Genomic DNA, 25,292 nt, shown 5'->3' with positions numbered 1-25,292 from the left:
TTCCATTGTGTCGTTGTGACGTCGTGAAAAGGGGCGGCAGCCCCGTATGCCGTGCTTGTACGGCCAGCTAAGTAGCCTGACACATAACTCAAACAGCGTTTCAGATCCAGCCTTCGCGGATGGCCCGGACGATCAGCTGCGAGCTGTTGCTGACGCCGGCTTTGCGAAGCATGTTCTTGCGGTGGGTGTGCACGGTGCCCTCACGCAGCTTGAGCGCCTCCGCGATCTGCTGGCTGTTGCGTCCTTCCATCAGGAAGGCGAGCACCTCCTTCTCGCGGCGCGTGAGCAGGTCGCCGGGAAGCGGGTAAATGCGCTCCGCCTCCACATTGATGTGCGAAGGCGCCCCGTTGAGGCCGATAAAGGAGAGCACCGGCACGCCGTGCTCCTTGATGTCGGTGATATTGGTATGCACGCCGAAGATGCGCAGCAGGTTGCCTTCGCCGTCGTGATGAAGGGCGGCCGCCTGCTGCAGGATGCGGATATAGCTGCCGTCCTGCCGGCGCACGCGAAAGTCGAAGCGGACCTTGTAATGCGGCAGCTGGCCCGGACCGAGCTCCGCCAAAAAGCTGCGGGTGCGGTGCGTGAAGTTCAGGAAATAGGGCTGATCGTCGGGATGAATGGCCGACAGCAGGAACGCTGCGTCTACCTGTGCCGCGGGATAGCCCAGCACCGTCTCCACGTCGGGGCTCAGGTACTCGAAGGAGCCGTCGGCAAGGTGAAACACATAATGGTATTCGTCGCCGAGTGCAAAGAAGCCGGGCATCGTCCGGTGCAGGTCCAGCTCGAAGCGGAGGCCTGTTGCGGAAGGCTGGCCGGAGAATTCTTTCCAGATACGGGTCGCTTCCTGAAACAGGGAGGAGGTCATAGGTGGTTCGTCTTGGTCTATGCCACTAATATAGTATTGTTACGGTTGCTCCCGTAAAAATACGGCTTTCTACTTAGGGCCTAAGCACACGGTATTCAACCTCTTTGGTCACGGTCCGGCGCTTCCCGTCCTGGTCAGTAAACCCGATCCCGACAGGAATGGAATAGCTGCCGGCGGTGGAGCCAACCCGGATGGAATCTACCGCCTGCCCGTCCGGACCGATTGCCACTAACCGCCCGTTGATTCGAATGCCCGCGACTGCCTTCCGCGCGAAGCTTCCGACACCGGCGTTGATGATAAGCTGCTCTTCGGGATGCAACGCATTGGAATTCTGCCCGACGATTGCGGAAAACACATCGTAATCCTCATCATAAAACGATACTTGTTCATTCAGGAGCTCCATTACACGAACTTGCTGACTCAACACGTTCAGGCGTAACCGCGCCAGCAGCGAATTGGAAAGCCCCTCTGCCGAAACAATCTCATTGGCAGCCGGCTCACGCGAAAACCTGCCGTATACGAAATCCAATTCTCCAAGCTCCGTGCCCAAACAAGCATTGACACCGTAGATACTGTCCTGCAGTCATTCTAAGTGCGCTGAAGCAATCGGAAGCGATGGCCGTGCAGCTTCCGGCACACGTTCCCAAGTGTCGATGCTATCCAGCATTCCGCGGCAATGCCCATGTGCCGGCTTCATCATCGGCAGGTGCAAGTCCGCTTTATACCGACTTGCCGATTCGCTCCGTTTCTCCTCCATTGACTTGATGACCAAGGAAGATTGGTTCTGCAACAGCCGGCCGGCAAGTTGCATGCTTGAAGAATGCCCGGTTTCAGGTTTGGGCTTACCTACGCAGGAGAGTAGCCAAATCAGGCTTAAAGCAGGTAGAAAAGTAAGGACACGCATCGGCCGGTTTCTTCCACCAACGCACAAACGAACTTTTTCTTATCAGCCGGTTAGAGAAAAAGGCCGCCTCCCGGCGACCAGCTTCAGACGTTAAACGCTAAACGCTTCTATTTCCCGATATACCCCTGCAGCGCCCGCACATACTTCTCGAACGCGTCGATGCCCGTCTGCGTTACGCGGCACAGCGTCTGCGGGTAGTTGTCCTTGAACTGCTTCTGCACCTCGATGTACCCCGCTTCCTTCAGCTTCTGCACCTGCACGGAGAGGTTACCGGCGGTGGCGCCGGTCTTCTCCTTCAGGAAGGTGAACTCGGCCTCCTTCACCGCAATGAGGAGCGACATCACCGCCAGGCGGAGCTGCGAATGGAGTATGGGATCCAGGTCCTTAAACATGCGCCGCTTTTATACCGGCCCGGTGGCGCTGCCACAGGATGAGGCCGGGGATGAGCCAGTTGCAGACACCTGCAATGCCGTTGAGGAACATATCCCACTCGGTGGTGACGTAGCAGGAGACCACGAAGCAGGCATAGCATACGACCGCGCCCAGCTTCATGGGCCGGAAGCGCTGCGCGATGCCGGTTACGAGTGTCGGGATGCCGTAGAGCAACAGCAGGAGGCTGCCGTGGCTGGGGATGGGCACGCTGCGCAGCCGGTCGTTGTCGAATACACGAATGCCGCGCCCGGCAAGCTCGCGCGTCACCGGTTCGGTTACCGTGTTGAAATAGAAAACGAGTGCGAAGATGCTGAGGCCGTACACGAGCCATACGGCGTTCATCGCTTCCTGGGTGTGCGTGAGCACGCGCCGCTGCTTCCGCTCGCGGATCGAGATGAACACCTGGGGCAGCAGGGCCAGCAGCGTGAGCACCCACACGTCGAAGCCGATGTAGAAACGCCAGTGCATCTCGGCAAAGGTCACAAAGCCGCAGAGCGCGATCACCGAACCCCAGAGCATGGCGCTGACACCCGTTTCGTGGATGCTCTTCTTCGCCTTGCCGATCATCTCGGTGATGAGCCGCAGGCTCTCCTGCTCGTTCATAGGTTGCTCGTTCATCGCGTATCGTTTTTGGTGCGGCCCAGCAGGTAGCCGGGAATGAGGTAGCTGGTGGCGATGGCCGCGGCGCCGATCAGGATCTGGTAGTCGTAGGGCGCCCAGGCGCAGCCGATCGCAAGGGCCCAGTTGATGATCCCGCCGATCACCATCGGGCGGAAGGCGAGCAGCTTGCCGGAGATGAAGGTGCCGAGGCCGTAGAAGAGAATGAAGAACGGGAAAGCCCCGTACCAGCCCGTTTCCGAGCGTGAGATGATGACGCTCAGCACGAAGAAGGAGCAGCCGATGCCCAACCACAGCACCGACATCGCATCGCCCACGTAGGTGCGCGGGCCCCGCTGCCGGTGTCGCTTCGAGTACCAGATGGTGACGAGCACCGCGGGGAGGGTGGCGAGCCACACCATGTAGTGATGCCGGTAGTGCAGCACTGCCTTCAGGAAGAACTGGAGCAGCATGGCGATGAAGGCCACCCAGCCCCAGAGGAGGAAGTAGAAGCGGTTCTCCCGGAGGCTGAACCGCGTTTTGTCGATCATGGTGCGTATCAGCGCGAGGCTGTCCTGCGGGGAGAAGGGCTCGTTCATGGGTACTTATTTGCTGGCCAGCTTCAGGTAGTACTCCGTATTTCCACGGCCCCAGCGCGGTGCGAGGGCATCGGCCGGCTTCGCGCTGTCGAACTTCTGCAAAGCGAGCTCAAACAGCGCTTTCGCCTCGGCCTTGCTGCCTCCGAACTGCTCCGGCGTATAGTACTTGTCCTGGCCGGCAAGGTAATACACGCGCGGGTTTTCGGGATCCAGTTTCTTGGCGCTCTCGAGCGCCTCGGTGGCGGCCTTACCCTCGGTCATATACCGGCTCATGGGGTCGGCCATCATGCGCAGGGTCGCCACCATCTTCTTTACCACGAAGAGCTCGGAGTTGGCGGTGGTCAGGGATTCGGCCTTCGCAAGCAGGGCCTCGGCCTTATCGGCAACAGGATCGAGCGTGGCCGCCATGCCGCCCATCTTTCCGGCGGTAAGCATGTAGCCTGCGTTGACCTTGGCGAGCGCTGCGTAGTAATACGGGAGCCACTGCGTCTTCTCGGCCTCGGCGATGCGCTCGAAGCTATTGGACAGGTCGTTGAGGGCCTGCACGTCGCGCGTGGTATCGAGGGCCTGTACGCGGGCCGCCATGGCGGCGGTATACTTGTCGGACTGGGCGGAGGCGTCGCCGAAGGTAGCAGCGGCCAGTACTATGAGAAGGAGCTTTTTCATATTGAGAACAGGTTTAGAGGGTTTAGAAGGTTTAGAAGGTTCAGGAGTTGGTTAGCCCTTGGTACCGGCGTCGCGCTGGCGCTGGAGCTTCTCGTATTCTGCCTCGGCGGGGTCTTTGCCGGCGGGGCTGCCGTAGGCGCCGAAGTACTGGAAGGCGAGGCCGATGCCCCAGCCCAGCGTGGGCCATACGGGCCAGGGAATGCCGCTGTAGTTGTTGCGGCTCGTGAGGGCCCAGAGGATCCACAGGAACGCGTTCACGATCAGGTACGTAAGCGCGGAGTAGCGAAAGGAGGCGCGGCGGCGGGCTACCTGCCAGAGGTGCGGGTCTTTGCCTTCGGGAGTGGGGTAGTACGACATGATGTTTATTGGTTTAGTTGTTTAGTTGTTTAGTTGTTTATCGGTCTACTGGTCTATTCGTCTATTGGTAAGGGGTCGTTTCTGTGCAGCGGTTCTTCTGGTGGTAGGCGGTCTGTTCGGGAAGAGGGACGCATCATGATGCGTCCTTACGATCTTCAAAAAAAGGCTGCTTCTATCGTTCAGGGGTTTCATCAGTCTCTTTTTAGCACATCAGCACATTACCCCATTAGCACATTACAGGTTTGAGTTAATCACGTCCTCGCTCCGGTCGACGCCGAAGGAGATGAAGGCGCCGAGGAACACGAACATATTGGTAGGCGGCGTGATGGCCTGCTTGCGGCGCCCGTTGCTGGCGTAGCGGTACCCGTAGACCTGCTGGTTGCCGAGCACGTTCGACACGGAGAACACCAGCACCGTGAAGCGGCTTGCGCCCTTTTTCGAGAACAGCTTCGGCAGGTAGTTGACGCTTACCGAAGCACTGTGAAAGTCGATGGTGCGGCCGGCATCGGTCAGCTTGAACTTGTCCTGGTTAGAGTCGTAGCCGATGTTATAGTACGGGCGTCCCGAGGCGTAGGTATACGAGGCGTTGAAGCCGGTCTTGATCGAAGGTACAAAGCGCTTCACCACCAGCGACGCCGTATGCTTCGCGGCAAAGGAAGGCTCGATGGCCGTGGGGAAGTTCAGGTAGTCGCGCTTCGTGTCTAGGTAGGAATACGACACCCAGTAATCGAGGTTCTTGACCGTCTTCTTGTCGCGCCAGAACAGCTCGAAGCCGCGGGCGTCGCCATACCCGGTAGAGCCCGTGGCCACTTCGCGGCCACCCGTGATGCCGGTCTTGAGCAGGCTTTGGTATTTCTTGTAGAACAGCTCCACGCGCAACGTTTGCTGGTTGGCGATGCGCTGGTACTGCGCGATGTAATGCGTCGCCTTCGCGTAGTCGAGCGTCACGGGTGCCGGCAGGTAGCGGCGCTCCGGCGTCTGGTAAAACTCACCGTAGGCGAGCGATGCCTGGCCGCCCGCACCGAGCTTGTGGGCCAGCGACAGCCGCGGGGCCAGGTTGGCCTTGCCCAGCAGGACCGAGTATTCCGCGCGCAGCCCTACGCGGGCGGCCAGCGCATTGGTAAGGTAGATGTCGCCCTCGCCGAACACCGACGTGATCCGCTCGCGGATGGTGCCCCCGAAGCGCTGCCCGTTGAACAGCACGTAGTCGGAGCCGTCGTCGCTGTAGTTGTGTTCCAAACCAAAGCGCAGCGCGCTCAGTCCCTTGAGCCGGTATTCGAACACGGCCTTGGCGTTGAAGTAGCGGCCCTTCGTATTGAGGTCAAAGTTGCGGGTTTCGAGGCCCGGGATCGATTGCTCCTTGTTTTGTGCGTCTACCAGGTTGCTCCGGATGTCGTCGCGGTTGGTGGAATAGGAAGCACCGAGGTTCAGCTTCCAGCGGCGGCCGATGTTCTCGCGCCAGCTCAGGTTATGGTACAGGTTGTGGTTGTTGAGGCCGAAGGCATCCTTATAGCCCAGCGTGTCGATCGAAGCCTGGCGGATGCCGAGCTTGTTGTAGCTAAAGGTGCCGTAGTATTTCAGCATGCCCGTGGCGGAGGTCTTAATGCGAAAGTTGGCGTCGGCAGTATGGTATTCGGGGATCTGGAAGTACTCATCCCGAAGCTTGATCAGCTGGAAGCCAAGCCAGATGTTGTTGTACCCGTAGTTGACGCCCCAGGAAGATTTCTTGTCCTTCGCCAGCTTCTGAACGCCGCCGCTGACACCGATCACCGACACCCCGATGTTGCCGGAGCTCTGCTCGGGCAGGTCGATCGATTCGAGGATCAGTGCCGAGGAAAGCGCCTGTCCGAAGAGGGCGGAGTAGCCGCCTGCGCTGAACACCGTGCCTTTGAAGATGAAGGGCGAGAAGCGGCCGCGTGTGGCGGTGTTGGGTACCGAGCTGTAAAAGAAGTTGTTGACGAGCGTGCCGTCGATGAAGGTCTTCGTTTCCTGGGCGGTGCCGCCGCGTACAAAGAGGCCCTCGCTCTCCCCTACCTGCTGCGCGCCCGGAAGGGTCTTTACCGCGCCGGTCACATCGGCGTTCGCCGAGGCCGTGGTCACGATGTCGATGGAGCTCAGTACGGTGGCCTTCTTTTTATCCGAGGCCTCGAAGGAGCCGGCGGAGATCACCACGGCCTTCAGCTCGGTCACTTCTTCCTTGAGCTGTACGCTCACCGTCTGCGGGGCGCCGCCGAGCTGCACCGGCTGCGTCACTGCGCGGTAGCCGATGGCGGATACCTCGAGCAGGCGGCTGCCTGTTTCGGTGCTGCTGAACGAATAGCGGCCGAGGGAGTCGGTGGTGGCGCCGTCGTAGCTGTCTTTGATGCTGACGGAAGCACCGGCCACGGGGGCGCCCTTGCCGTCGCGCACGGTGCCGGAAATCTTCTGGGCGCCGGCGGCGGTGGCGATGAGGAAGGTCAGGAGGAGGAAGAAGGCTCTCATAAACTGCGATTGTAGAGCAAACGTAAACTGGTTTACGATATAAACCAAACTAAATTTTAAATCATTGTTTCAAAAACCAGGACTCTTCCCTCCTATTGGATTGCAGGCGAAGCAGTTATGCATCCGGAGATTGCATCGCTCACGGGCATGAAAAACCCCCGCCTCGGGGCGGGGGTGCTTGAAGATCGTTTCGTTGCTACCGTCCGGTCAGGGCACCAGCAGCTGCTGGTGGTAGCTGCGCCCGTCCTGGAACAACTGCACCTGGTAGATACCCGCTGCCCAGCCTCCCGTCGGAAGCAGGAGTACGCTGCTGCTCATCGAGCCACTCCACACGGGACGGCCGGCCGCGTCGAGCACGCGCACCTGCACCGGGCGGGCGGTGGGGCCCATCCAGAGAATGCGGGTAGCGCCCGCCTGCGCAGGGTTGGGCGCAAGCGTAAAGCCGGCCTTGGCGGCTCCATCCAGCGTCACGAGGCGCACGGGCGAATAGGTGAAGGTAGCGTCGCGGTCCACCATCCGGAGGCGGTAGTAGTGGGTGCCTGCGGCAAGACCGGTATGGAGGAAGCTGTAGCTGGCGGCAGCGGCCTGGCCCTGCGCGCCCACCGTGCCGACCGCGCGGAACGTGCGGCCGTCGGTGCTGTGCTCCACGGCAAAATGCTGTGTGTTCACCTCGTCGAAGGTATTCCACTGAAGCTCCGCCGTGCTCTCGCTCCGGGCGCTGGCCGTGAAGGCGCCGAGGCGCAGGGGCAGTACCTGGCTGAAAGAGATCGAATACGTATTGGTGTTCCCGGTGAATCCGGCGGCGTCCTTCCAGGCATAGCTGAAGCCAAGCGTGGAGCTGCCGTTTTTCGCCAGCACCGTCAGGGCAGACAGGTCATAGGCCGGGATCTCCCACTTGCCCGTGGCGCCGTTGAAGAGGCCGCAGGCAGGGTTGCCGCTCGTGGCATCGGCGCCCTGGCAGCCGCCGGGCTGCAGCTGGATGCCATTGTACCGGAGCATGAGCGCATCGGCGTAGGCCGAGCCATTGCGTGTTCCTGCATAGGAAGCAGGGTCGATCACCAACGAAACGCCGGACACGGAGGCCCCGAGCGTCAGCGAAGACCCGTTGTTGCCGTCGGCATCGGTGCCGGTGAGGGCGCCGGGGGTATCGCCGCTGGAGGCGGTGCCGCTGAGGGCGATCTCGGCCGCGTAGCTGTTGGCCGCGTTGGCCGAGCTGGTCACCGTTACGGAAGCGATCGCGGAAGAGGTATTCGGGTTCAGGCTATAGGCCTTCAGGTCGGCCACCGGCAGGGCATTGACGCCGAAGCTCACGGCCTGGCTCGAGCTGACGCTGCCCAGGGCGAAGAGGCCGTTGGCCGTGCCGTCGCCGGCGGCTGTGCTGCCTTCGGCCGTAAACACATAGCCCGCAGGGAGGAGGCCGCTGGTGCCGGTGGCGGAGGTGCTGAGCACGAGGTTATAGGAGCTGCCGCCCTGTACGCCGTCGTCGGAAGTAAAGCTATAGGTGCCGCCGGCCGGCAGGGCCTTGCTGGCCGTTACGTTGCCGCTGGCGGTGTTCACCAGGTTCACATAAAGCGGCGTTCCACCCAGGGTGCCGGCCCCGTTGCCGCCGATGCTGCCGCCGTTGTAGTCGTTGTACACGGTGCCCGAGATCGTGATGTCGGTAAAGTTCAGCGTCAGCGAGCCGGTGTTGGCGCTCGTGCTGCCGCCATTGTCGGTAGTAGTATAGGAGAACACGGGGCTCACCGCGCCGGCCACCGGGTCGATCTGTACCGGTTGGCTCGGGTTGCCCGAAGTGAACGGAACCGTTACCGAGCCGCCGGCTGCCGCGAAGGAAGCCGCGGTGTACGTGACGCCACCTGCCGTGAAGGAGGTCGCATTCGTGGGGAAAGAGGTAATGGTGATGGAAGCGATCGTGCCGGGAGCCACATCGGTCGGGTTGAAGGAGCCGTTGGCGAGCGTGTAGGTGTTGGTGCCACCGGGGTTGTTGCCGGCGGATACGGTGTTGGTGCCGGCGGTAGGCAGGGCGTTGAAACCGAAGTTAAGGCCCGTGATGCTGCCGCTGATGCTGCCGGTGCCGAAGGTGCCGTTGGGGCTGCCGTCGCCGGCTGCCGTGCTGCCCTCACCGGTAAACACGTAGCCCGAAGCCAGTGCCGCCGATACATTGCTGTTGCTGTTCGTCAGGATCACCGAATACGTGCCGCTGCTGAGGCCCGCGATCGACCAGGTGCCGTCGGAGGCGACCGTGGCCGAGCCCGCCACCGCGCCGCCGCTTACGGCGTTCACGAAGAGCGTGCCGCCCAGATTGCTGCCGGTGCCGTTCACGGTATTGTCGGTCAGGGCATTGCCATCATGGTACACTGTGCCGGAGAGCGCCAGCGTGCTGAAGTTGAGCGTGAGGGTGCCCGTGTTGTTGCCCGTGGCGCCGCCGTTGTCGGTGGTCGTGTACGAGATCACGGGGCTGACGGCGCCGTTGGCCGGGTCGAGGCTGAAAGTAGCTGACGGGTTGCCGCTCGAGAAGGGCACCGTTACCGAGCCGCCTGCCGCGGCAAAGGAAGACGAGGTGTAGGTAACCCCGCCTGCCGTAAAGGAGGTCGTATTCGTCGGGAAGGACGTGATCGTGACGGAGGCGATCGAGCCGGGACTCACGTCGGCCGGGTTGAACGAGCCGCCGGGTACCGCGTAGCTGTTGGTGCCGCCCGGGTTAACGCCTGCCGCAACCGTATTGGTGCCGGCGGTGGGGCGTGCGTTCACGCCGAAGTTGACCACGGCGGAAGCCGACAGGGTGCCGGTGCTGAAGGAGCCGTTGGCCGAGCCATCGCCCGCAGCGGTGACGCCCTCGCCGGTGAAGATCCACCCGGGGAGCGTGGTCGGGAGTACGGCCGTCGGCGCTGCTGCTCCTACCGTGCCCTGCGTCGTACTGAGCACTACCGTATAACTACTGTTGACCGTAAGGCCGTCGGCGGTGCCGAAGCTGTAGGCCCCGGTCGACGTGTTCACGGCGGCCACCGCAACGACGTTGCCGGTACCTGCATTAACGAGGTTCACATAAAGGGGCAGGTTGCTGCCGTTGTTCGTCACCTGGCCCGTTGCCGTGCCGTCGATGCTGTTGTCGGTCAGCGCGTCGCCGTCGTGGTACACCGTACCCGAAACCGAGAACTCGCTGAGGGGCTGGCTGGCGCTGGCGGCGGCGCTTTCCCTACCCCCGTTGTCCACGGTCACATACGGAATGGCTACCGTTACGGCGCCGTTCACCGGGTCTACCTGCACCGCCGAGGCGTTCGACAGGTTACCGTTGGTGGACGCGGGCACATACACGCCGCCCGCCGGGAAGAGGGCGCAGTTGGTGCAGCCCACCGGGAGGGTCGAGGCATAGTAGGTTATCGTGGACGTCGCATTGTTGATGTTCTGGGTGCCGGTGATGGTGATGGAGGTCGCATTCGTCGGGAAGCCGGTGATGCGCACGTATTCCACGATGCCGGTGTTGCCGACGTCGCGGGCGTCGGATCCGCCGAAGGTGCCGGCAGGCACCGTGGTGCTCGTGGTGCCGCCCGGATTCACCTGCGAAGCGGCCGAAGTGGTGGTGGCGCTGGGAATGCCGTTGATGCCGAAGTTGACCACCTGGGAAGCGGTGATGGTGTTGGCGGTATAGATGCCGTCGGGGGTACCGTCGCCGGCTGCGTTGCCGATGCCTTCGGCCTTGTGGGCCCAGCCGAAGGGCACCGATGCAGTGGAGAGCAAGGAGCCCAGGCCGCGGCCGGCCACCGTGTCGATCACCACCTTATAGGTAGTGCCGCTCACGAGGCTGCTGAACGTATAGGTGCCGGTGTTGGTGCTCGCGCTGCTCACCGTGGCCACCGCCTGGATGGCGTTACTGCTGTTGAGGAGATACACATAGAGCTGGCGGCTGGCGTTGAGGGCATTCGTGACCGAGCTCACGGGCGTTCCGCCCACATTGTACTTATACGGGTCGTCGTATACGGTGCCGCTGATCGAGATGCCGGCGGCAGCCTGCAGGGTCACCGCGGCGGTGGTGCTGGTGCTGGCGCAGGATACGGTAACGCCGTTGCTCACGATCACGGTAGTGCCGATGGCCTCGAGCGTGACGGTGCTGCCCGCCGTTCCCGAGATGGAGAAGGTAGACAGGTAGATGTCGGTGCCCGTGAAATTGGCCGGCACGGTATAGGTGTTGGAATACGACACGCCCGTAGTACTACGGATGGCGTAGATCGTGTTGGGCGATACGTTGGAGAGCTTGAAGGTGACCGTGCCGCCGGCGGGCACCGTGGCGCTCGACGTGCCGACCGTGGTGCAGGTGGGGCAGTTGGCCACGGTGAGCGTCGGCTGCTGGGTGGTTACCGGGCAGGTCACCACGCCCACGTTGGGGCAGGTAGTTTCGGGCAGGTAGGTCTGGAGCGTCGTGCTCGTATCGGAGATCGTAAAGTAGACGTTGCCGGGCGAGGTCGTACCCGTGGTGCCGGTGTAGAAGCCCAGGTTGTCGCCGGAAGCCACGCCGTTGCTGAACACCGCCGTGGTAGCGTTGGCGGCCACGCGGGTGGAGGCGATGAAGTTGCCGTCTTCGTACAGCGAAATAAGGCGGGGGTTGCTGCTCGTGGCAAACGAAGCCGTGACCGTGGTGGCAAACGCATTCATGGCAAAGGCACTCGAGGTCGGCGGGCCGTTGTTGACGGTCGTACCCGGCGCCGCGTGAGCCGTGCCGTTGGAGTAGGTGGTGGTGTAGGAGGTGATGGCCGCGCCCGTGCACAGCGAGGCGGAGGTGGTGGCGTTGCTGTACAGGAGTGCCGGCGAGTAGGTGGAGGCGCAACCGTTGGTGCCGGTCACGGTGGCCACGTAGCTCTGGCCGCTCACCGGGGTAACGGCGCTCGTCCAGGCGCCGGTGCTGCCAACGGTGGCGGTGCCGAGCGAGGTGCCGGTGGCCGTGCTGTTGTAGATCGTTACCGTGCCGCCGATCGAGGAGGCAGTGCCCTGGATGAAGCCACCCGGGCTGCTCGGCTGGAGCAGGCCGGTGGTGCTGTTGGTGCTGATCGAAGGGGCCTGGGTGACGCAGCTTACGATGATCTCGGAGCCGCTGCGGCCGCAATACGAGGTCGAAATGCTGGCGCCCTTGTATTCGGAAAGAAACTGTACGCGGTCGTTGCGCGACAGGGTGCCCGCGGCGATGGGGAAGGTGACCGTGCCCGACGTGCCGATGGCAAGCGCGGTAGCGGCGCCGTTGGCGGCGATAGCCGTGCCCTGCGATACCCCGTTGAGGAGGAAGGTGACGGTCGAGCCCTGGGTGGCGCTCACGGTGATCGAAGTGGTGCTGCTCGTCAGTACCCCGTTGGCCGGTGAGGTAATGGCCGGTACGTTGAGCGACGTGGCCGCCGCGCCGCCACCAAGCTGGGAAGCGGTGTTGCCCGTGCCGGTGACGCAGCCGATGAGGATGCCCGAGGCACAGCCGTTGGCATCCTCTACCCAAAAGCGGTACGATCCGGCCGAAAGACCGGGGCCGCCGCTACACCCGCTCGAGAAATCCCAGGCGGCGGGGTTGGCCGGCGTAACGCCGGTGGCCGAGCCTTCGCGGAAGAACTGTGCGGCGCTGCCGTTGCCGTTCTGGATATTGCTCGTACCGGTGATGCCGGTGCCTGCGGTCGACGTCTGCGTAGCCGACGTGCCGAGCGAGGTGTTGCTGACCTTGGCAAAGCTGTTGGGCCATACGCTCGGCTTGTTGTTGAACGTAAAGCCTTTCGACGACACGTTGCCCGCCGCCAGCACACAGGAGGCGTCGAGCACCGGGGCCGCCATCGGGATGGCGCAGTTGCTGGCGGTAACCGTGGCGCTCTGGAAGCAGGCAGTTTCGCCGGGCGCCTGGGCTACGGCATAATACGTGTTGCCGGCGGCTACCGGAACGTTGGGGATCGACCAGCTGACGGTATTGGAGGAAGAGGTTGCGGTGATCGTGGCCGTACCGCCCGGTACCGCGCTGAAGGCGCCGCCGGTGCTGCGGTAGAGGGTGATGACCACGTTGCTGAGGATCGCTCCGGTGGTATTGTTGGGCGTCCACGTACCGGTAACGGTGGCCGTGCTGCTGGCGCTGCTCACCTTGTTCAGGATCGGGGGCGCCGTACAGGCGGCGGCGCTCTGGCCGGAGCCTCCGGTGGCGAAGTTGCCGATCGTGTACGCGGGCATCGAGCCCAGCATCGCGATGTATTCGTCGTTGGCGCTCGGGTAGAGGTTGTCGGGCAGGCCGTACAGGTCGGACTTCGGTCCGCCGATGGCCGGCAGGGGCGCCATCACCGTTGTCGGGATGATCCGGATGGGCGTGCTGGTGCTGATGTTGGTGGGCGTAGTAGGCGCCGCGAAGTTGATGCCGCTCAGCACGCTGAAGGGAACATAGAAATCAATATAGTAGTCCGGGTCGCCGTTGTCGGAGGTGGCGGCCATGGCCACCTGCGAGTACTCGAGCCAGTTGTTGACGCTCCATACCGCCGGCAGGAAGTCGTTGCGCTTGTCCTTTCCATCCACGTTATAAACGGCCACACCGGTTTGCGAGGCCTGGGAGAACAGGTCGATCTCGATCTCGAAGCCGGGGTTGCCGTTGACGCCCGAGGTCTGTGCCAAGAAGTTGGGGTCGGCCAGCGGACCGGTGGCGCCGAACTTGCCGTCGATGTCGACCAGGAAGCTATAGCCTTTTGCGCCCGGGATGATGGAGCCCATTCGGACGCGCAGGTGCAGGTTGGTACCGCTGTAGTACATATAGTACGAAGCCTTGTCGATCGTGCTCGGCACGTAGTCGGTAAACCGGCTGTTGGGGCCGCGGCGGAGGTCGGCGTTGGGCTCCGCGTAGAAGGGGTACAGCGGCTTGTACTGGAGCTCGTTGTTATCGGAAGCAACGTCGTCCTGACCGTAATAGCCGTTCGTGGTGGCGGAGGTAAAGCCGTCGCCGTTGGGGTCGAGGATGAGGCGGGTCGCCGCGTTGGTGGCGGGGCGAACGATCTTGCCGGGAATGAAGTTCTGGGCCGAGGCGGTCAGGCTGCCGAGAAGCAGGAAGGATAACAGCAGCGAAGCTCCGAGGCGGACCGGGCGGAAACGAATGGTGCGGGTCATAAGGATGGGTTGCAAGGGCGCCGGTGGTTTTCGGGCCGGCGCACGCGCGAAAATGGCACTTTTAAGTGTTTCCCCCGATACAAATCGTTGAAACAGCCCTTTTTACCGGCAAATGGAGCCATGGTGGGAAGCAAGGCCCTTCCTTGTGGGATCGAAACGGATTTCCCCTTGCGCTCCCTCCTGCCGGCTATGAAAAAGCCCCGGCGTTGCGGCCGGGGCTTTTTATCAGAAACGATCAGAAGGAGATTGCCTTCGATCCCTAATTCACGTTCTTAGAGTTTCACGACCTGCTTCTGTACCGAGGTGCCTGTGCGCACGTCGGTGAGCTGCACGATGTACATGCCGGGCGTCAGGCCGCCGAGGTCGAGCGTTACGGTGTTGCCGGAGAAGGCAACCGGGCGGCCGGTGGCCGTGCCTACGCGGCTCAGCACCGTGGCCGTCAGCATGCCGCTGTGCGGTGCGTTATAGGTCACGATCACCTTCTGGCCCGCCGGGTTGGGGCTCAGGCTTACCGAGGCGGCGCGCAGCGTGCCGGCATCGCCGTCGGTATCACCGGTCATCGTCACCGTGCAGTTCTGCACGCGGATCACGAAGGCCATGATCTTGCCGGGGCAGGTGCCGGCCGGACCCGTAGGCGTGACGCGGATCGAGGCCGAACCCGTAGTCAGCGGCGTAAACGTCGGCAGGTTGCCCGTGCCGGTGCCGGGAAGGCCGATGGCGGGGTTGGAGTTGGTCCAGGCGAAGTGCGTGGCCGTGCCCGAGAAGGGCGCGATGGTGGCGGGGGTGCCCACGCACAGCACGGGGTTGGGCAGGGGGCTCGCCGTTACGCGGGGCTGCACCGTGATGGCCGCAGTGGCAGCCGCTGCGCAGCCGCCCGAGGCGCCCACCGTGTAGGCAACCGTGTAGCTGCCGGGGGTGGAGAGACCCAGGTTGATCTGGCCCGTGGTGGGGTTGATCGCAAGGCCCGCACCGGCGGAGTAGGTACCGCCCGTAGAGCCGGTAAGTGCCGGGGTAGCGTAGCCGGCCGTGCAATAGGTAGCCGCGGGGTACACGATGGTACCGGCCGCCGGCGACACCTCGATGGTGAAGTTCACCGGGGCGGAGGCGCAGCCGCTCTTGCGCGCCGTGGCGCTGAGGGCGCCCGTCTGCACCGAGCCGCTGCCGTTGTTGGTGATGAAGGCAGGAACGCCGTTGCTGCCCTGGGCGGCAAGGCCGATGGAGGGGTTGGAGTTGGTCCAGGTGATGGTAGTGCCGGCCAGGTTGCTGGTGAAGGCAACCGGCGTGGTGACGGCACCGGCGCACCACTGCTGGCTCGCCACGGCTTGCAGCGCCGGGGTGGGCTTCACCTCCACGCGGTAGCGGAACACGCGGGTACCACAGCCCGTGCCGCCCGTGGCGGTAACGGTGATGGAGCCCGACACCGAGGTATCGGCGTTATTCAGACCGGTAAAGGCTGGAACGTTGCCGTTGCCCGAGGCAGCGAGGCCGAGGTCGGGGTTGGAGGAGGTCCAGGAGTATGCCTGGCCGGCCGGCCCGGCGAAGGTAACGGCCGGGAACATAGCCCCCGCACAGCCTACCTGCGCAGACACCGGCTCGATGAAGGTCGAGGGACGCACCGATACGGTAGTCGTGGCGGCAGCGCCGCAGCCCGAGCCGGAACCGTAGCTGACCGTATAGGTACCGGGCAGGGAGGCGCCGAGGTCGATGAGGCCGGTGGCCGCGTCGAGGGCGAGGCCCGCCGGAGTAGCCGAGAAGCTGCCATTAACGGAACCCGTAAGGGTGACGGCAGCGGTGCCGGTGCTGCCGCAATAAGGCGAGCCCGGGTAGGCGATGGTGGCGTTGAAGGCGGCGTTGACCTGCAGGTTCTGGCCGTTGTCGGCGCTTGTGTGGGCAGGGTTCGAGGCCACGAGGCGCAGGCGGTAGCCGGTGCCGGCCGGTGTGTTGGCAGGGATCTGGGCGCTGACCGAGCCGGAGGCAACAGCCGTGGTGGAGCCGATGGCTACCGGGGCGCTGAAGCCTCCCGAGGCGTCGGAGAGCTGAACGGTGATCGTATTGCCGCTATTGAAGGTGCCGCTGGTGGTGAAAGGTACCGTCAGGGAGGCGCCGGGGCAGAAAGAAGAAGCGTCGAGCGTGCCGATGCTGGCGGTGGCAGGAAGCGCCATGCTCCCCAGCTGAAGACCGACCAGGCCGTTGCGGGCCGTGCCGTTGAAGCTGGTGAAGCGGCCAGCCACTACGATGGTACCACCTGTGTTGGGCGCAATACCGAAAACATATCCGTTGGCTGAGATGCCGGTGCCCGGGTTAAAGGAGGCGTCGGGAGTACCGTCGGCGTTGAGGCGGGCCACACCGCGGTAGGCGGAGCCACTCACGCCGGCAAAGTTGCCTCCTACGAGGATCTTACCGTCTGCCTGAACCGAAATGGTCGTCAGGTTCGCCATCGGGGGAGGGCCGAAGGGAAAAGGGCTGGGCTGCGCCTGGAAGGTAGCCTGGGAAAAGCCGGCGTCCAGCGTTCCATCTGCGTTCAGCTGCAGGACGCCTGAGATAAGACCAGTTCCTTTATCGAATCGGCCGACGAGCAGGGTCTTGCCGTTCGGCAACGCCTCTACGTCCTGGAAAGAGCCGGACACGAGGTTGGGAACGAAAGTTTCGTCGATCGAGCCGTTGCTGTTGAGGCGGGCAACGCCACGTACGGTTGTAAAACCATACTGCTGGAAGTCTCCTACGATCAGGATCTTGCCGTCGGCCTGCACCGCGATATCGTGCACATAGCTCCAGCTGTTGGCGCCGGAACCGGGACTGAACGTGTTATCAACCTGGCCGTTGGCGCTAAAGCGCTTGATACCACCCCAGCGCGGGGCGTTGTTGTTGCCGTCGGTATATCCGCCCACCAGCAGCTTTCCATCCGGCTGGAAGGTGAGGGCCATCACGGCGCCGTTGATGCCGCCGCCCGAGAGGAGGAAGGTAAGGTCGACGGTGCCATCGTTATTGTAGCGGATCACGTTACCCCGGTTTACGCCGTTCACCGTCATCGGGTTGCTTCCCACGAGTACCTTGCCGTCGGACTGTACGTTCATGGCATAGGGTGCCGGGGTAAAGCTCGCGTCGGGAACAAAGCCCATATCGAGGCTGCCGTCGGCATTGAAACGCGCGATCCTGTTTCGGGAAGTGCCATTGTAAGCGGTAAACCAGCCGGTCACTACAAACTTGTTGTTCGGTGCGGCAACCATGTCCGCAACGTCATCGATGCCGGTACCCGGGTTGAAGTTCGGGTCGAGCGAGCCGGCCTGCGCCGCTGCAGCCATGCCGAAAAGAACGGCAAGTCCGGAAAGACTCCATTTTCTCATAATAGGTGAAGTTTTGGTGGCTGCGCCAGCTGCAGCCGTAGCAGTGTTTGAATGAAGCCCTGGCGCACTGGCAGCAACAGGGGCGGCAAAAATAACCTGGGCAATTCGCCAACTCACTGCTGGTCAACGCTATGGGACAGAGCGCGCGCCTTTGTGACGAAATGCGTTAAAACTGTGACGAACAGCAGAGGTGGCTTGTATGGAAGCATGCGTATTCAAGGGATCCGGAAGTCCTGTCCCGCTACCTGTTCGGCCCTCAAGACCCTCCACCGGATGAAGTGGCTCCGATTTATGATCCGCAATTGACGCCTGCTGATCTGTGCCCTGCTTCCTGCCGGAAAAGAAAAAGCCCCGGCTTTGCAGCCGGGGCTTTTCTATCTATGTCAGTGAACGATTGACCATTCACCATTGACCTTACTTGTACTGCGGGATGAGGCTGTTGCTCAGGTCCGTCAGCTTCTTCACGGCCTCGTCGGAGAAACCGCCCTTCTTGAACTCGGCGAGTACTTCGGGGTGCTTGCTCTCGAGCTCCATGATGAGGTGCTCTTCGAACTCCTTCACGCGGCGCACGGGTACGTCGCGGATGAGGCCCTGGGTACCGAGGTAGATGATGGCCACCTGCTTCTCCACCGGCATCGGCGAGTACTGCGGCTGCTTCAGGATCTCCACGTTACGGGCACCCTTGTCGATCACGAGCTTGGTAGCCGCGTCGAGGTCGCCACCGAACTTCGAGAAGGCTTCCATCTCGCGGTAGAGGGCCTGGTCGAGCTTCAGGGTACCGGCCACCTTCTTCATCGACTTGATCTGGGCGGAGCCACCTACGCGGCTTACCGAGATACCTACGTTGATGGCGGGGCGGATACCGGCGTTGAACAGGTTCGACTCGAGGAAGATCTGTCCGTCGGTGATCGAGATCACGTTGGTGGGGATATAGGCGGATACGTCGCCGGCCTGGGTTTCGATGATCGGCAGGGCCGTGAGCGAGCCACCACCCTTCACGAGGTGACGGATGCTTTCGGGCAGGTCGTTCATCTGGGCGGCGATGGCGTCGTTGTTGATCACCTTGGCGGCGCGCTCGAGGAGGCGGCTGTGCAGGTAGAATACGTCACCGGGGTAAGCCTCGCGGCCCGGCGGGCGGCGGAGCAGCAGCGATACCTCGCGGTAGGCTACGGCCTGCTTCGACAGGTCATCATAGATGATGAGGGCGGGGCGGCCTGTGTCGCGGAAGAACTCACCGATAGCGGCGCCGGCGAAGGGCGCGTAGAACTGCAGCGGAGCGGGGTCCGACGCAGAGGCGGCTACGATGATGGTATATTCCATGGCACCTGCGTCCTGCAGGGTCTTCATCACACCGGCGATGGTGGAGGCCTTCTGGCCGATGGCGACGTAGATGCAGTATACAGGCTTGCCTGCGGCGAAAAATTCTTTCTGGTTGATGATCGTGTCGATGCAGATGGCGGTCTTGCCGGTCTGGCGGTCGCCGATCACAAGCTCACGCTGGCCACGGCCGATCGGGATCATGGCGTCGATGGCCTTGATACCGGTCTGGAGGGGCTCTTTTACGGGCTCGCGGAAGATTACACCCGGGGCCTTGCGCTCCAGGGGCATCTCGTAGCGCTCGCCGGCGATGGGGCCTTTGCCGTCGATGGGCTCGCCGAGGGTGTTCACCACGCGGCCAACCATGCCGTCGCCTACCTTGATGGAGGCGATGTTGCCGGTGCGGCGCACCTTGGCGCCTTCCTGGAGGGTACCCATCTCACCCATCAGTACCGCACCTACGTTGTCTTCTTCGAGGTTGAGGGCGATGCCCTGTACTCCGTTTTCGAATTCTACGAGTTCACCGGCGCGAACGTTGCCGAGGCCGTAAACGCGGGCGATACCATCACCGATCTGGAGAACGGTTCCTACTTCTTCCAGCTCGGCGGTAGTTTGTGCACCGCTCAGTTGCTGGCGAAGGATGGCACTGATTTCATCAGGCTTTATTTCAGGCATTTTTGCTGATTTAACTGGTTACTAAAAAAGGAACAACCGGGGCGCAAAGCGCGCGCCGGGTATTGTTTAGATGATCTTATAAATAAAGTCATTCTTATCGAACTGGCGGCCGATCTCCTTCAGCTCGTAGGCAACGGAAGCGTCCACCAGCTGGTCGCCGGTCTGGAGCACGAAGCCGCCGATGAGGTCGGGGTTCACCGCCGTCTCGAGCTCGATCTGCTGGATGTTGGCGGAGGCGCTGCGCACCTGCGAGAGGATGCTGGTCTTCACCGCTTCGCTCACCGGTGCTGCCGTGGTCAGCTTCACGATGTGGATGCCCTTGTACTGGCGGTACTGGGTCATGAAGGCCGGCACGATCTCCACGAGCTCGCCTTCGCGGTGCTTGGCGATGAGCAGGCGGGTAAAGGCGAGGGTCAGCTCACCGATATTGCCGGCGGTGATGGCGTTGATCACGGCCTGCTTCTTCTCGCTGCTGATCACCGGGCTTTTCAGCATCACGGCGAGGTCGCGGCTCGAGCGGATGAGGTCGCGCAGGTATTGCATATCGGCATACACCGTCTCCAGCTGCCCGCGCTCGATGGCGAGGTCCAGCAGGGATTTGGCGTAACGCGAGGCTAAACGGGGGCTCAACATAAGTCGAATGTGCTAATTTGCTAATGAGTTAATGTGCTAATGCTTGTCGCCAGGTGCTTTTTGCTAATCTGCCGGTGATTTAAATTCATCAGCACATTAGCATATTGGCACATTAGCACATTAGTTCAACTTGATTTCGTTCACGAGGCCGTTGATGTGGGCTTCCTGGGCCTGGGGCGAGGAGAGCTCCTTGCGCAGCACCTTCTCGGTCACCTCGATCACGAGCTTGCCCACCTGGTTCTTCACCTCGGTGAGGGCCGCCATTTTCTGGGTGTTGATGGCCGCCTGGGCTTCCGCCATGATCTTGTTGGCTTCGACCTTGGCCATTTCCTTGGCTTCGTTCACGATCTTGTCGCGGGTCTCGCGGGCTTCCTTCAGCATCAGCGAGCGCTCCTCACGGGCTTTCGCCATCAGCTCCTCGTTCTCGTTCTTCAGCTGGGCCATCTCGGCTTTCACACGCTGGGCGCTCTCGAGCGACTCCGCGATCGTCTTCTCACGGGCGCCGAGGGACTCCAGGATCGGTCCCCAGGCGAACTTGCGCAGCAGGAAGAACACGATCAGGAAGGCGAGCAGCGTCCAGAAGAATAGGCCTTGGCCAGGTATTAAAAGATCCATTATCTAGGGATTTGTCGATTTTTTGATGTTTCGATCGGATCTCAGATCTGAGATCTCAGATGTTAAGGAACCGCGCCCTCGGCCCTGTGCGTCGGGCGCGGTAACTTTTTTTTCAGCGGTTCGGTTACACGAACATGGCCAGGATACCGGCGATCACCGCGAAGAGGGCAACACCCTCGATGAACGCAGCGGTCAGGATCATGTTGGCGCGGATGTCGTTGGACGCTTCCGGCTGACGGGCGATGGACTCAACGGCACCACGACCGATCTGGCCGATACCGATACCAGCGCCAATCGCGGCGAGGCCGGCGCCGATGGCACCACCTGCGTTTGCCCAGGGAACTTCGCTGAGAAGAATGCTAAGTAAGCTCATGATAGAGGTTTTATATAGATGAATGAATCACAACTGGAGGGAATCTCAGATCGGTGATCTTGGATCTATGATCTTTCTTTAGATCGATCCTTCGTCACACACTCGAAGACCCTGGTTTCTGTTTTCTCCTTCACATCCCAGATCATAGATCCAAGATCTGAGATCTTAGATAATGACGGGCTCCGTCGGCGGGTTGCCGTGGTGCGCGTCGTGCTCATGCTGGTGGTGGTCTTCGATGGCCTGGCCCAGGAACACCGCCGTGAGGTTGGTGAAGATGAAGGCCTGGATAAAGGCCACCAGCACCTCGATCACGAAGATGAACACCGAGAAGGCAATGGAGATCGGCATGAAGCCCCAGCCGGCGCCTTTCGCAAGCGAGCCGAAGATGAATATGAGGGAGATGAGACAGATAATGATGATGTGCCCCGCCAGCATGTTCGCGAACAGACGGATGATGAGGGCGAAGGGCTTCGTGATGATGGAGAGGATCTCCACCGGCACCATGATGAACTTGATGCCGAAGGGCACCGGGGGGTTGAAGATGTGGCCCCAGTAGTGCTTGTTGCCGGAGAAGTTGATCACGAGGGCGGATACGAGACCCAGCATGGCGGTAAAGGCGATGTTGCCCGTTACGTTGGCCGAGCCGGGAATGAGCCCGAAAAGGTTGTTGATAAGGATGAAGAAGAAGATCGTGAGCAGCAGCGGCATGAACTTCTTGTACTTGTGCCCGAGGTTCGGCTTCGCCACCTCGTCGCGCACGAAGGTGATGACGGGCTCCACGGCGTTCTGCATGCCGCGGGGGGCGCTCGTTACACCCTGTCCGCTCTTGTAGCGACGGGCCACACCCATCATGATCCACATCAGTACGATGAGGGCCAGGAACATCTGCACCACGTTGCGGGTGAGGGAGAAGTCGTATACCTTGGCGTCGGCGATGGGAGCACCCGTAGCGGGGTCCACGGCCACGATGTTCTCGTTGCGGTAGGCTTTGGCCTCTTCTTTTGTGATGTTGCCGGCGGCGAGCTGCGCATGACGCCAGTGGTCGTTCACGAGCTGGTAGCGGCCCTCGGCTACGGCATGGCCGTGGTCGAATTTGGCCGAGCTGAATACCTTGAGGCCGGCGCCTTTCTCGTATACGATCACCGGGAGGTTGAGGCCTACGGGATGGGTCTTGCCGTCGGATCCTTTATAATCGAAGAAGTGGAAACTGTGGGCGTCGAGCACGTGTCCGAAGATCACCTCGTTGGCGTCAAACTTTTTGCCTTCCTCGTGCCGGTTATCGCCAGCTACGTGGCCATCCGGTGTTTTTTCACCGTGTTCGTCCTGGGGATGTTGACCGCATGCAATCACTGAAAACAGGCTGAAAACCGCTACCATCAAGGTTTTGACACGTCTTACCATCATATCTGTTCCCGAAATTTGGCGCAAAGATAAGGCGGCATGCCCAAAAACATGGAACAATCTGCTTCCTAAATGCAAAAAGAAAGGGCGCCTCAGCCGTGGGTTCCGGGCTTACTGAAAGCGCCAGTACCGGATCTGGTTCTGGCGGCTTCCCACCACTTCCAGAACGATGCCCACACCCCGCACCAGCATCTTCGACCGGAACGAGGGAAACCCGGGGGCAAGCATCCAGGGAGCGCCGCCGCCGTCAGTGGTCTGCAATTCTACGTGCGTGTTCCAGGTATTCGGGAAGTTGTACCCGTTGAGCGAGATGCCCCCGATATTCGCGAGTGCGACACGGACGCGGAACTGCCTTGTGCCCGACGCCCCGGTGCCCGTAAAGCTGTTGGTGAACCATTCGTCGCCGGGCACTTTTCCGGGCAGGTACAACGCCAGCTCCACGTAAGGCTCAGCAAAGGTGTAGGGTACCCAGCCACCGAACTCGTTCTGGATCCGCACCAGCTGGTACACGGAGCCGTTCGGATCTTTCCGGAACAGCAGCGTATCATCTGCCGTTCCATACGCGTACTGGGTCCCGTGGATGCCTGAATTGCGGCGGGCTTCGAAGTAGGTCTTGCCCGCAACCGTCTTTGTTCCGATCACGGTCACCGTAATCGTATCGATGCCATTCAACGTGGCGGCGTGGTCGTAGCTCCACCAGTTGCCCACGGCCAGCGGGAGCATCGTCGTGTCCGGAACGCTGCCGCCGCCGGGAGGAGGCGTGCCGGCCACCACGTCGATCCTGAAGGTGCAGGTGTCCCCGTCGCCGAAGCGCACGGTGAAGGTGTCGCTCCCTACCTGCAGGGGCCTGCCCGTAGCCTGCATGTCGGCCACCCGCAGCATGCCGGCAGTGGGCACAGTCACGTCGGCGCTAAATGAATAGCCGTTCACGGTATCGGTATGCACCCGGAAGGTGCCGGAGGCCAGGAAAGTATGCGAGATGGCGATGCGGTGGCCGGGGCCGAGCAGGCTGTCCTTTTTGAAGGTGCCGGTTACGGTGCCGACGCAGGCCCCACCCGCAGGACCGCCCCCGGAGGGAGCCGCCGGCGCCACCGTCAGCACGATGGGGCAGCTGGCGCCGCCCTGGCTGAGGGAGATCGTGGTTGCGCCCGCTGCAGCCGGGGTGCCGCTGCCGGCAAGCCGCACCCGTACGGGCCCGGCCGCGGTGGGCTGCGCGGTGCCGCTGAAGGTGATGCCGTTTTGCGGGCCGCTGCTGAGCGTGATGAGGCCGGGCGTCGTTACCTGCACGGTCACCTCGATAAAGTTGGTATCGCCGAGCGGCTGCCCGGCACGGTAGGTACCATGCACCGAGTCGGGAAGGCAGTTGCCGGAGGAGTCGAGCAGGCTGAAAGCGGCCACCGGCACCGCGGGCGCCTGGATCTCCTGTTGGCAGGAGGTCAGCAGGAAGAGAGCAAAGAGTGCGCTAAGCAGTTGATGCAGCCGTTGGTTCATGCGAGTCGTTTAGGTACGCCAAAGCTACGGATTCCCGGGCCGGCAAAGAAAAGCCCCCGGCGGTATGGCCGGGGGCTTTTCCAGGATAAGACACTTTAGTTGATCTGGTAAAAACGCAGCTCCTGCGGCTCGTAGCCGGTGGATACGTCCTTGATGAGGCCCACGTTCTTGGCGAAGTAGGTGATGGTGGCCGGGAAGGGAGCGAAGAAGGGGGCGCCCATCACGCTCAGCTCGAAGTTGTTCTCGATCACATACACATTGTTGAAGGTGCGGCCGTTCACGGTCACGGTGGCGTTGTTGTTCGTGCACTTGAACGTGAGGCGCAGCGCTGTAGGCAGGCCCGAGGAGGTACCATTGACCGTGCTGGACACCCAGGTGGCGCCGGTCGTCAGCGACTCTTTCAGGAAAGGAGCCTCGAAGGAACCCACCGGGAAGGTAAAGCCGAGCGCGGTAGCGAGGTCGGCCACGTCGGCCACACCGTAGAAGGTACCGGCTGCGTCTTTACGGTAGTAGGCCGTGTCGCGTGCGCCGCCATCGTCGCTCGTGATGAAGCGGTTGTAGGTTTGACCGCCAATGGTGGAGGTGCCGGAAACTACGGTCCGGACCGTGTCGGGGTCGGAAGCCGCCGCGCGCTCCGGGTCGGAGTAGGTCCAGTAGCTGCCCTGGCCCATCGGGAAATAAGTATCATTGGTCGGCTGCGACGTGTTGCCCGTAACCGTGACCGAGAAGGTGCAGGTAGTGGTGTCGCCGAAGCGCACATTGAAGGTGTTGGTACCGATCGCGGCCGGGGTGCCACTGCCGGCGAGCACGATGGTCTGGGGCTGGCCTGCCGCCGTTACGGTCACGTCCTTGCGGAACCAGTAGCCGTTCACGGTATCGGTATAGACGGTGAAGTTGCCGGTGCTGGCGAAGCTGTGCTGCACGGTCACGGTATTGGCGGCAGTGAGGGCTGTGTCTTTCTGGTAGCTACCGGCCGATTGGGCATTGCAGGCCCCGCCACCGCCCGGGCCGCCGCCGGGGCCGCCGGGGTTCGGGAGCACGTTCACGACGATGTCGCAGTAGCCGGAATCACGGGAGATGCGCAGGGTGGTCACCTGCTCGGCCGTCGGGGTTCCGGTGCCGCGGAGACGCACCGTGGTCAGGCCGGTGTCGGCAAAATTGCCCGTGGCGCGGAAGGAGAAGCCGTTCTGGACGTCGGTGTTGATCGCATAGCGACCGGTGGTGAGCACGCGTACCCGGAGGTCGAGGTAGTTGGTATCGCCCAGCGCGCGCCCCGCATAATAGGAGCCCGCCACGGTGTCGCCGAGGCAGTCGCCGAACTCGTCCTGCAGGGCGAAGGCGGCGGAGGCGCCCGACTCGACACTGATCTCTTTCTGGCAGGAGTAGACGCCGGCGATCAGGAGGAGGCCGAGCAGGGAGCGCATCAATAACTTCATAG

The 25,292-nt window shown here is 62.1% G+C and carries 17 protein-coding genes; all 17 read right to left on the bottom strand.

The annotated features are described in order from the left end of the window. Positions 1-100: 100 nt before the first annotated feature. On the bottom strand, positions 101-865 hold the full coding sequence (locus tag ABD937_RS00885; RefSeq protein WP_345252695.1) for a helix-turn-helix transcriptional regulator: 765 nt from the start codon (positions 863-865) through the stop codon (positions 101-103). A gap of 73 nt (positions 866-938) precedes the next feature. Further along, positions 939-1,394, bottom strand: coding sequence for a hypothetical protein (locus ABD937_RS00880; RefSeq protein WP_345252694.1), 456 nt, complete (start codon positions 1,392-1,394; stop codon positions 939-941). A gap of 482 nt (positions 1,395-1,876) precedes the next feature. Further along, on the bottom strand, positions 1,877-2,161 hold the full coding sequence (locus ABD937_RS00875) for a winged helix-turn-helix domain-containing protein (protein WP_345252693.1): 285 nt from the start codon (positions 2,159-2,161) through the stop codon (positions 1,877-1,879). Further along, positions 2,154-2,819 (bottom strand): hypothetical protein, encoded by a 666-nt coding sequence (locus tag ABD937_RS00870; protein WP_345252692.1) that lies wholly within the window; start codon positions 2,817-2,819, stop codon positions 2,154-2,156. Before ABD937_RS00870 ends, ABD937_RS00875 begins: the two co-directional genes overlap by 8 nt. After that, a complete protein-coding gene (locus ABD937_RS00865) occupies positions 2,816-3,397 on the bottom strand; it encodes a hypothetical protein (RefSeq protein ID WP_345252691.1) in 582 nt (193 codons plus the stop codon). The genes ABD937_RS00870 and ABD937_RS00865 overlap by 4 nt, the downstream gene beginning before the upstream one ends. Before the next feature lie 6 nt (positions 3,398-3,403). Next, positions 3,404-4,063, bottom strand: coding sequence for a hypothetical protein (locus tag ABD937_RS00860; protein WP_345252690.1), 660 nt, complete (start codon positions 4,061-4,063; stop codon positions 3,404-3,406). 51 nt (positions 4,064-4,114) lie between these two features. After that, positions 4,115-4,420, bottom strand: coding sequence for a 2TM domain-containing protein (locus tag ABD937_RS00855; protein WP_345252689.1), 306 nt, complete (start codon positions 4,418-4,420; stop codon positions 4,115-4,117). 234 nt (positions 4,421-4,654) lie between these two features. Beyond that, positions 4,655-6,901 (bottom strand): TonB-dependent receptor, encoded by a 2,247-nt coding sequence (locus ABD937_RS00850; protein ID WP_345252688.1) that lies wholly within the window; start codon positions 6,899-6,901, stop codon positions 4,655-4,657. A 207-nt stretch (positions 6,902-7,108) separates the two neighbouring features. Continuing rightward, positions 7,109-14,005, bottom strand: a complete 6,897-nt coding sequence (locus ABD937_RS00845) for a hypothetical protein (protein WP_345252687.1) — start codon at positions 14,003-14,005, stop codon at positions 7,109-7,111. 272 nt (positions 14,006-14,277) lie between these two features. Next, positions 14,278-17,349: a hypothetical protein gene (locus tag ABD937_RS00840; RefSeq protein ID WP_345252686.1), complete on the bottom strand. Its 3,072-nt coding sequence runs from the start codon at positions 17,347-17,349 to the stop codon at positions 14,278-14,280. A gap of 414 nt (positions 17,350-17,763) precedes the next feature. Next, positions 17,764-19,341 carry a F0F1 ATP synthase subunit alpha gene (atpA, locus tag ABD937_RS00835; protein WP_345252685.1) on the bottom strand — a complete coding sequence of 526 codons (1,578 nt, stop codon included), beginning with the start codon at positions 19,339-19,341 and terminating at the stop codon, positions 17,764-17,766. 66 nt (positions 19,342-19,407) lie between these two features. Beyond that, entirely contained in the window at positions 19,408-19,974 is a 567-nt protein-coding gene (gene atpH / locus ABD937_RS00830; protein WP_345252684.1) for an ATP synthase F1 subunit delta, read from the bottom strand. A 120-nt stretch (positions 19,975-20,094) separates the two neighbouring features. Continuing rightward, the gene (gene atpF / locus ABD937_RS00825) at positions 20,095-20,589 is read right to left on the bottom strand and encodes a F0F1 ATP synthase subunit B (protein WP_345252683.1); all 495 of its coding nucleotides are present in this window, start codon (positions 20,587-20,589) and stop codon (positions 20,095-20,097) included. A gap of 124 nt (positions 20,590-20,713) precedes the next feature. Beyond that, the gene (gene atpE, locus ABD937_RS00820; protein WP_345252682.1) at positions 20,714-20,962 is read right to left on the bottom strand and encodes an ATP synthase F0 subunit C; all 249 of its coding nucleotides are present in this window, start codon (positions 20,960-20,962) and stop codon (positions 20,714-20,716) included. A 165-nt stretch (positions 20,963-21,127) separates the two neighbouring features. After that, a complete protein-coding gene (atpB, locus tag ABD937_RS00815) occupies positions 21,128-22,312 on the bottom strand; it encodes a F0F1 ATP synthase subunit A (protein ID WP_345252681.1) in 1,185 nt (394 codons plus the stop codon). Between the two features lie 162 nt (positions 22,313-22,474). Then, the gene (locus ABD937_RS00810; RefSeq protein WP_345252680.1) at positions 22,475-23,854 is read right to left on the bottom strand and encodes a hypothetical protein; all 1,380 of its coding nucleotides are present in this window, start codon (positions 23,852-23,854) and stop codon (positions 22,475-22,477) included. A gap of 95 nt (positions 23,855-23,949) precedes the next feature. Beyond that, positions 23,950-25,290, bottom strand: a complete 1,341-nt coding sequence (locus ABD937_RS00805) for a hypothetical protein (protein ID WP_345252679.1) — start codon at positions 25,288-25,290, stop codon at positions 23,950-23,952. Positions 25,291-25,292 lie beyond the last annotated feature (2 nt).

This window comes from Flaviaestuariibacter amylovorans, from assembly GCF_039541815.1.
Taxonomy (GTDB): Bacteria; Bacteroidota; Bacteroidia; order Chitinophagales; family Chitinophagaceae; genus Flavisolibacter; species Flavisolibacter amylovorans.
This window is presented reverse-complemented; position numbering and strand designations above follow the sequence as displayed.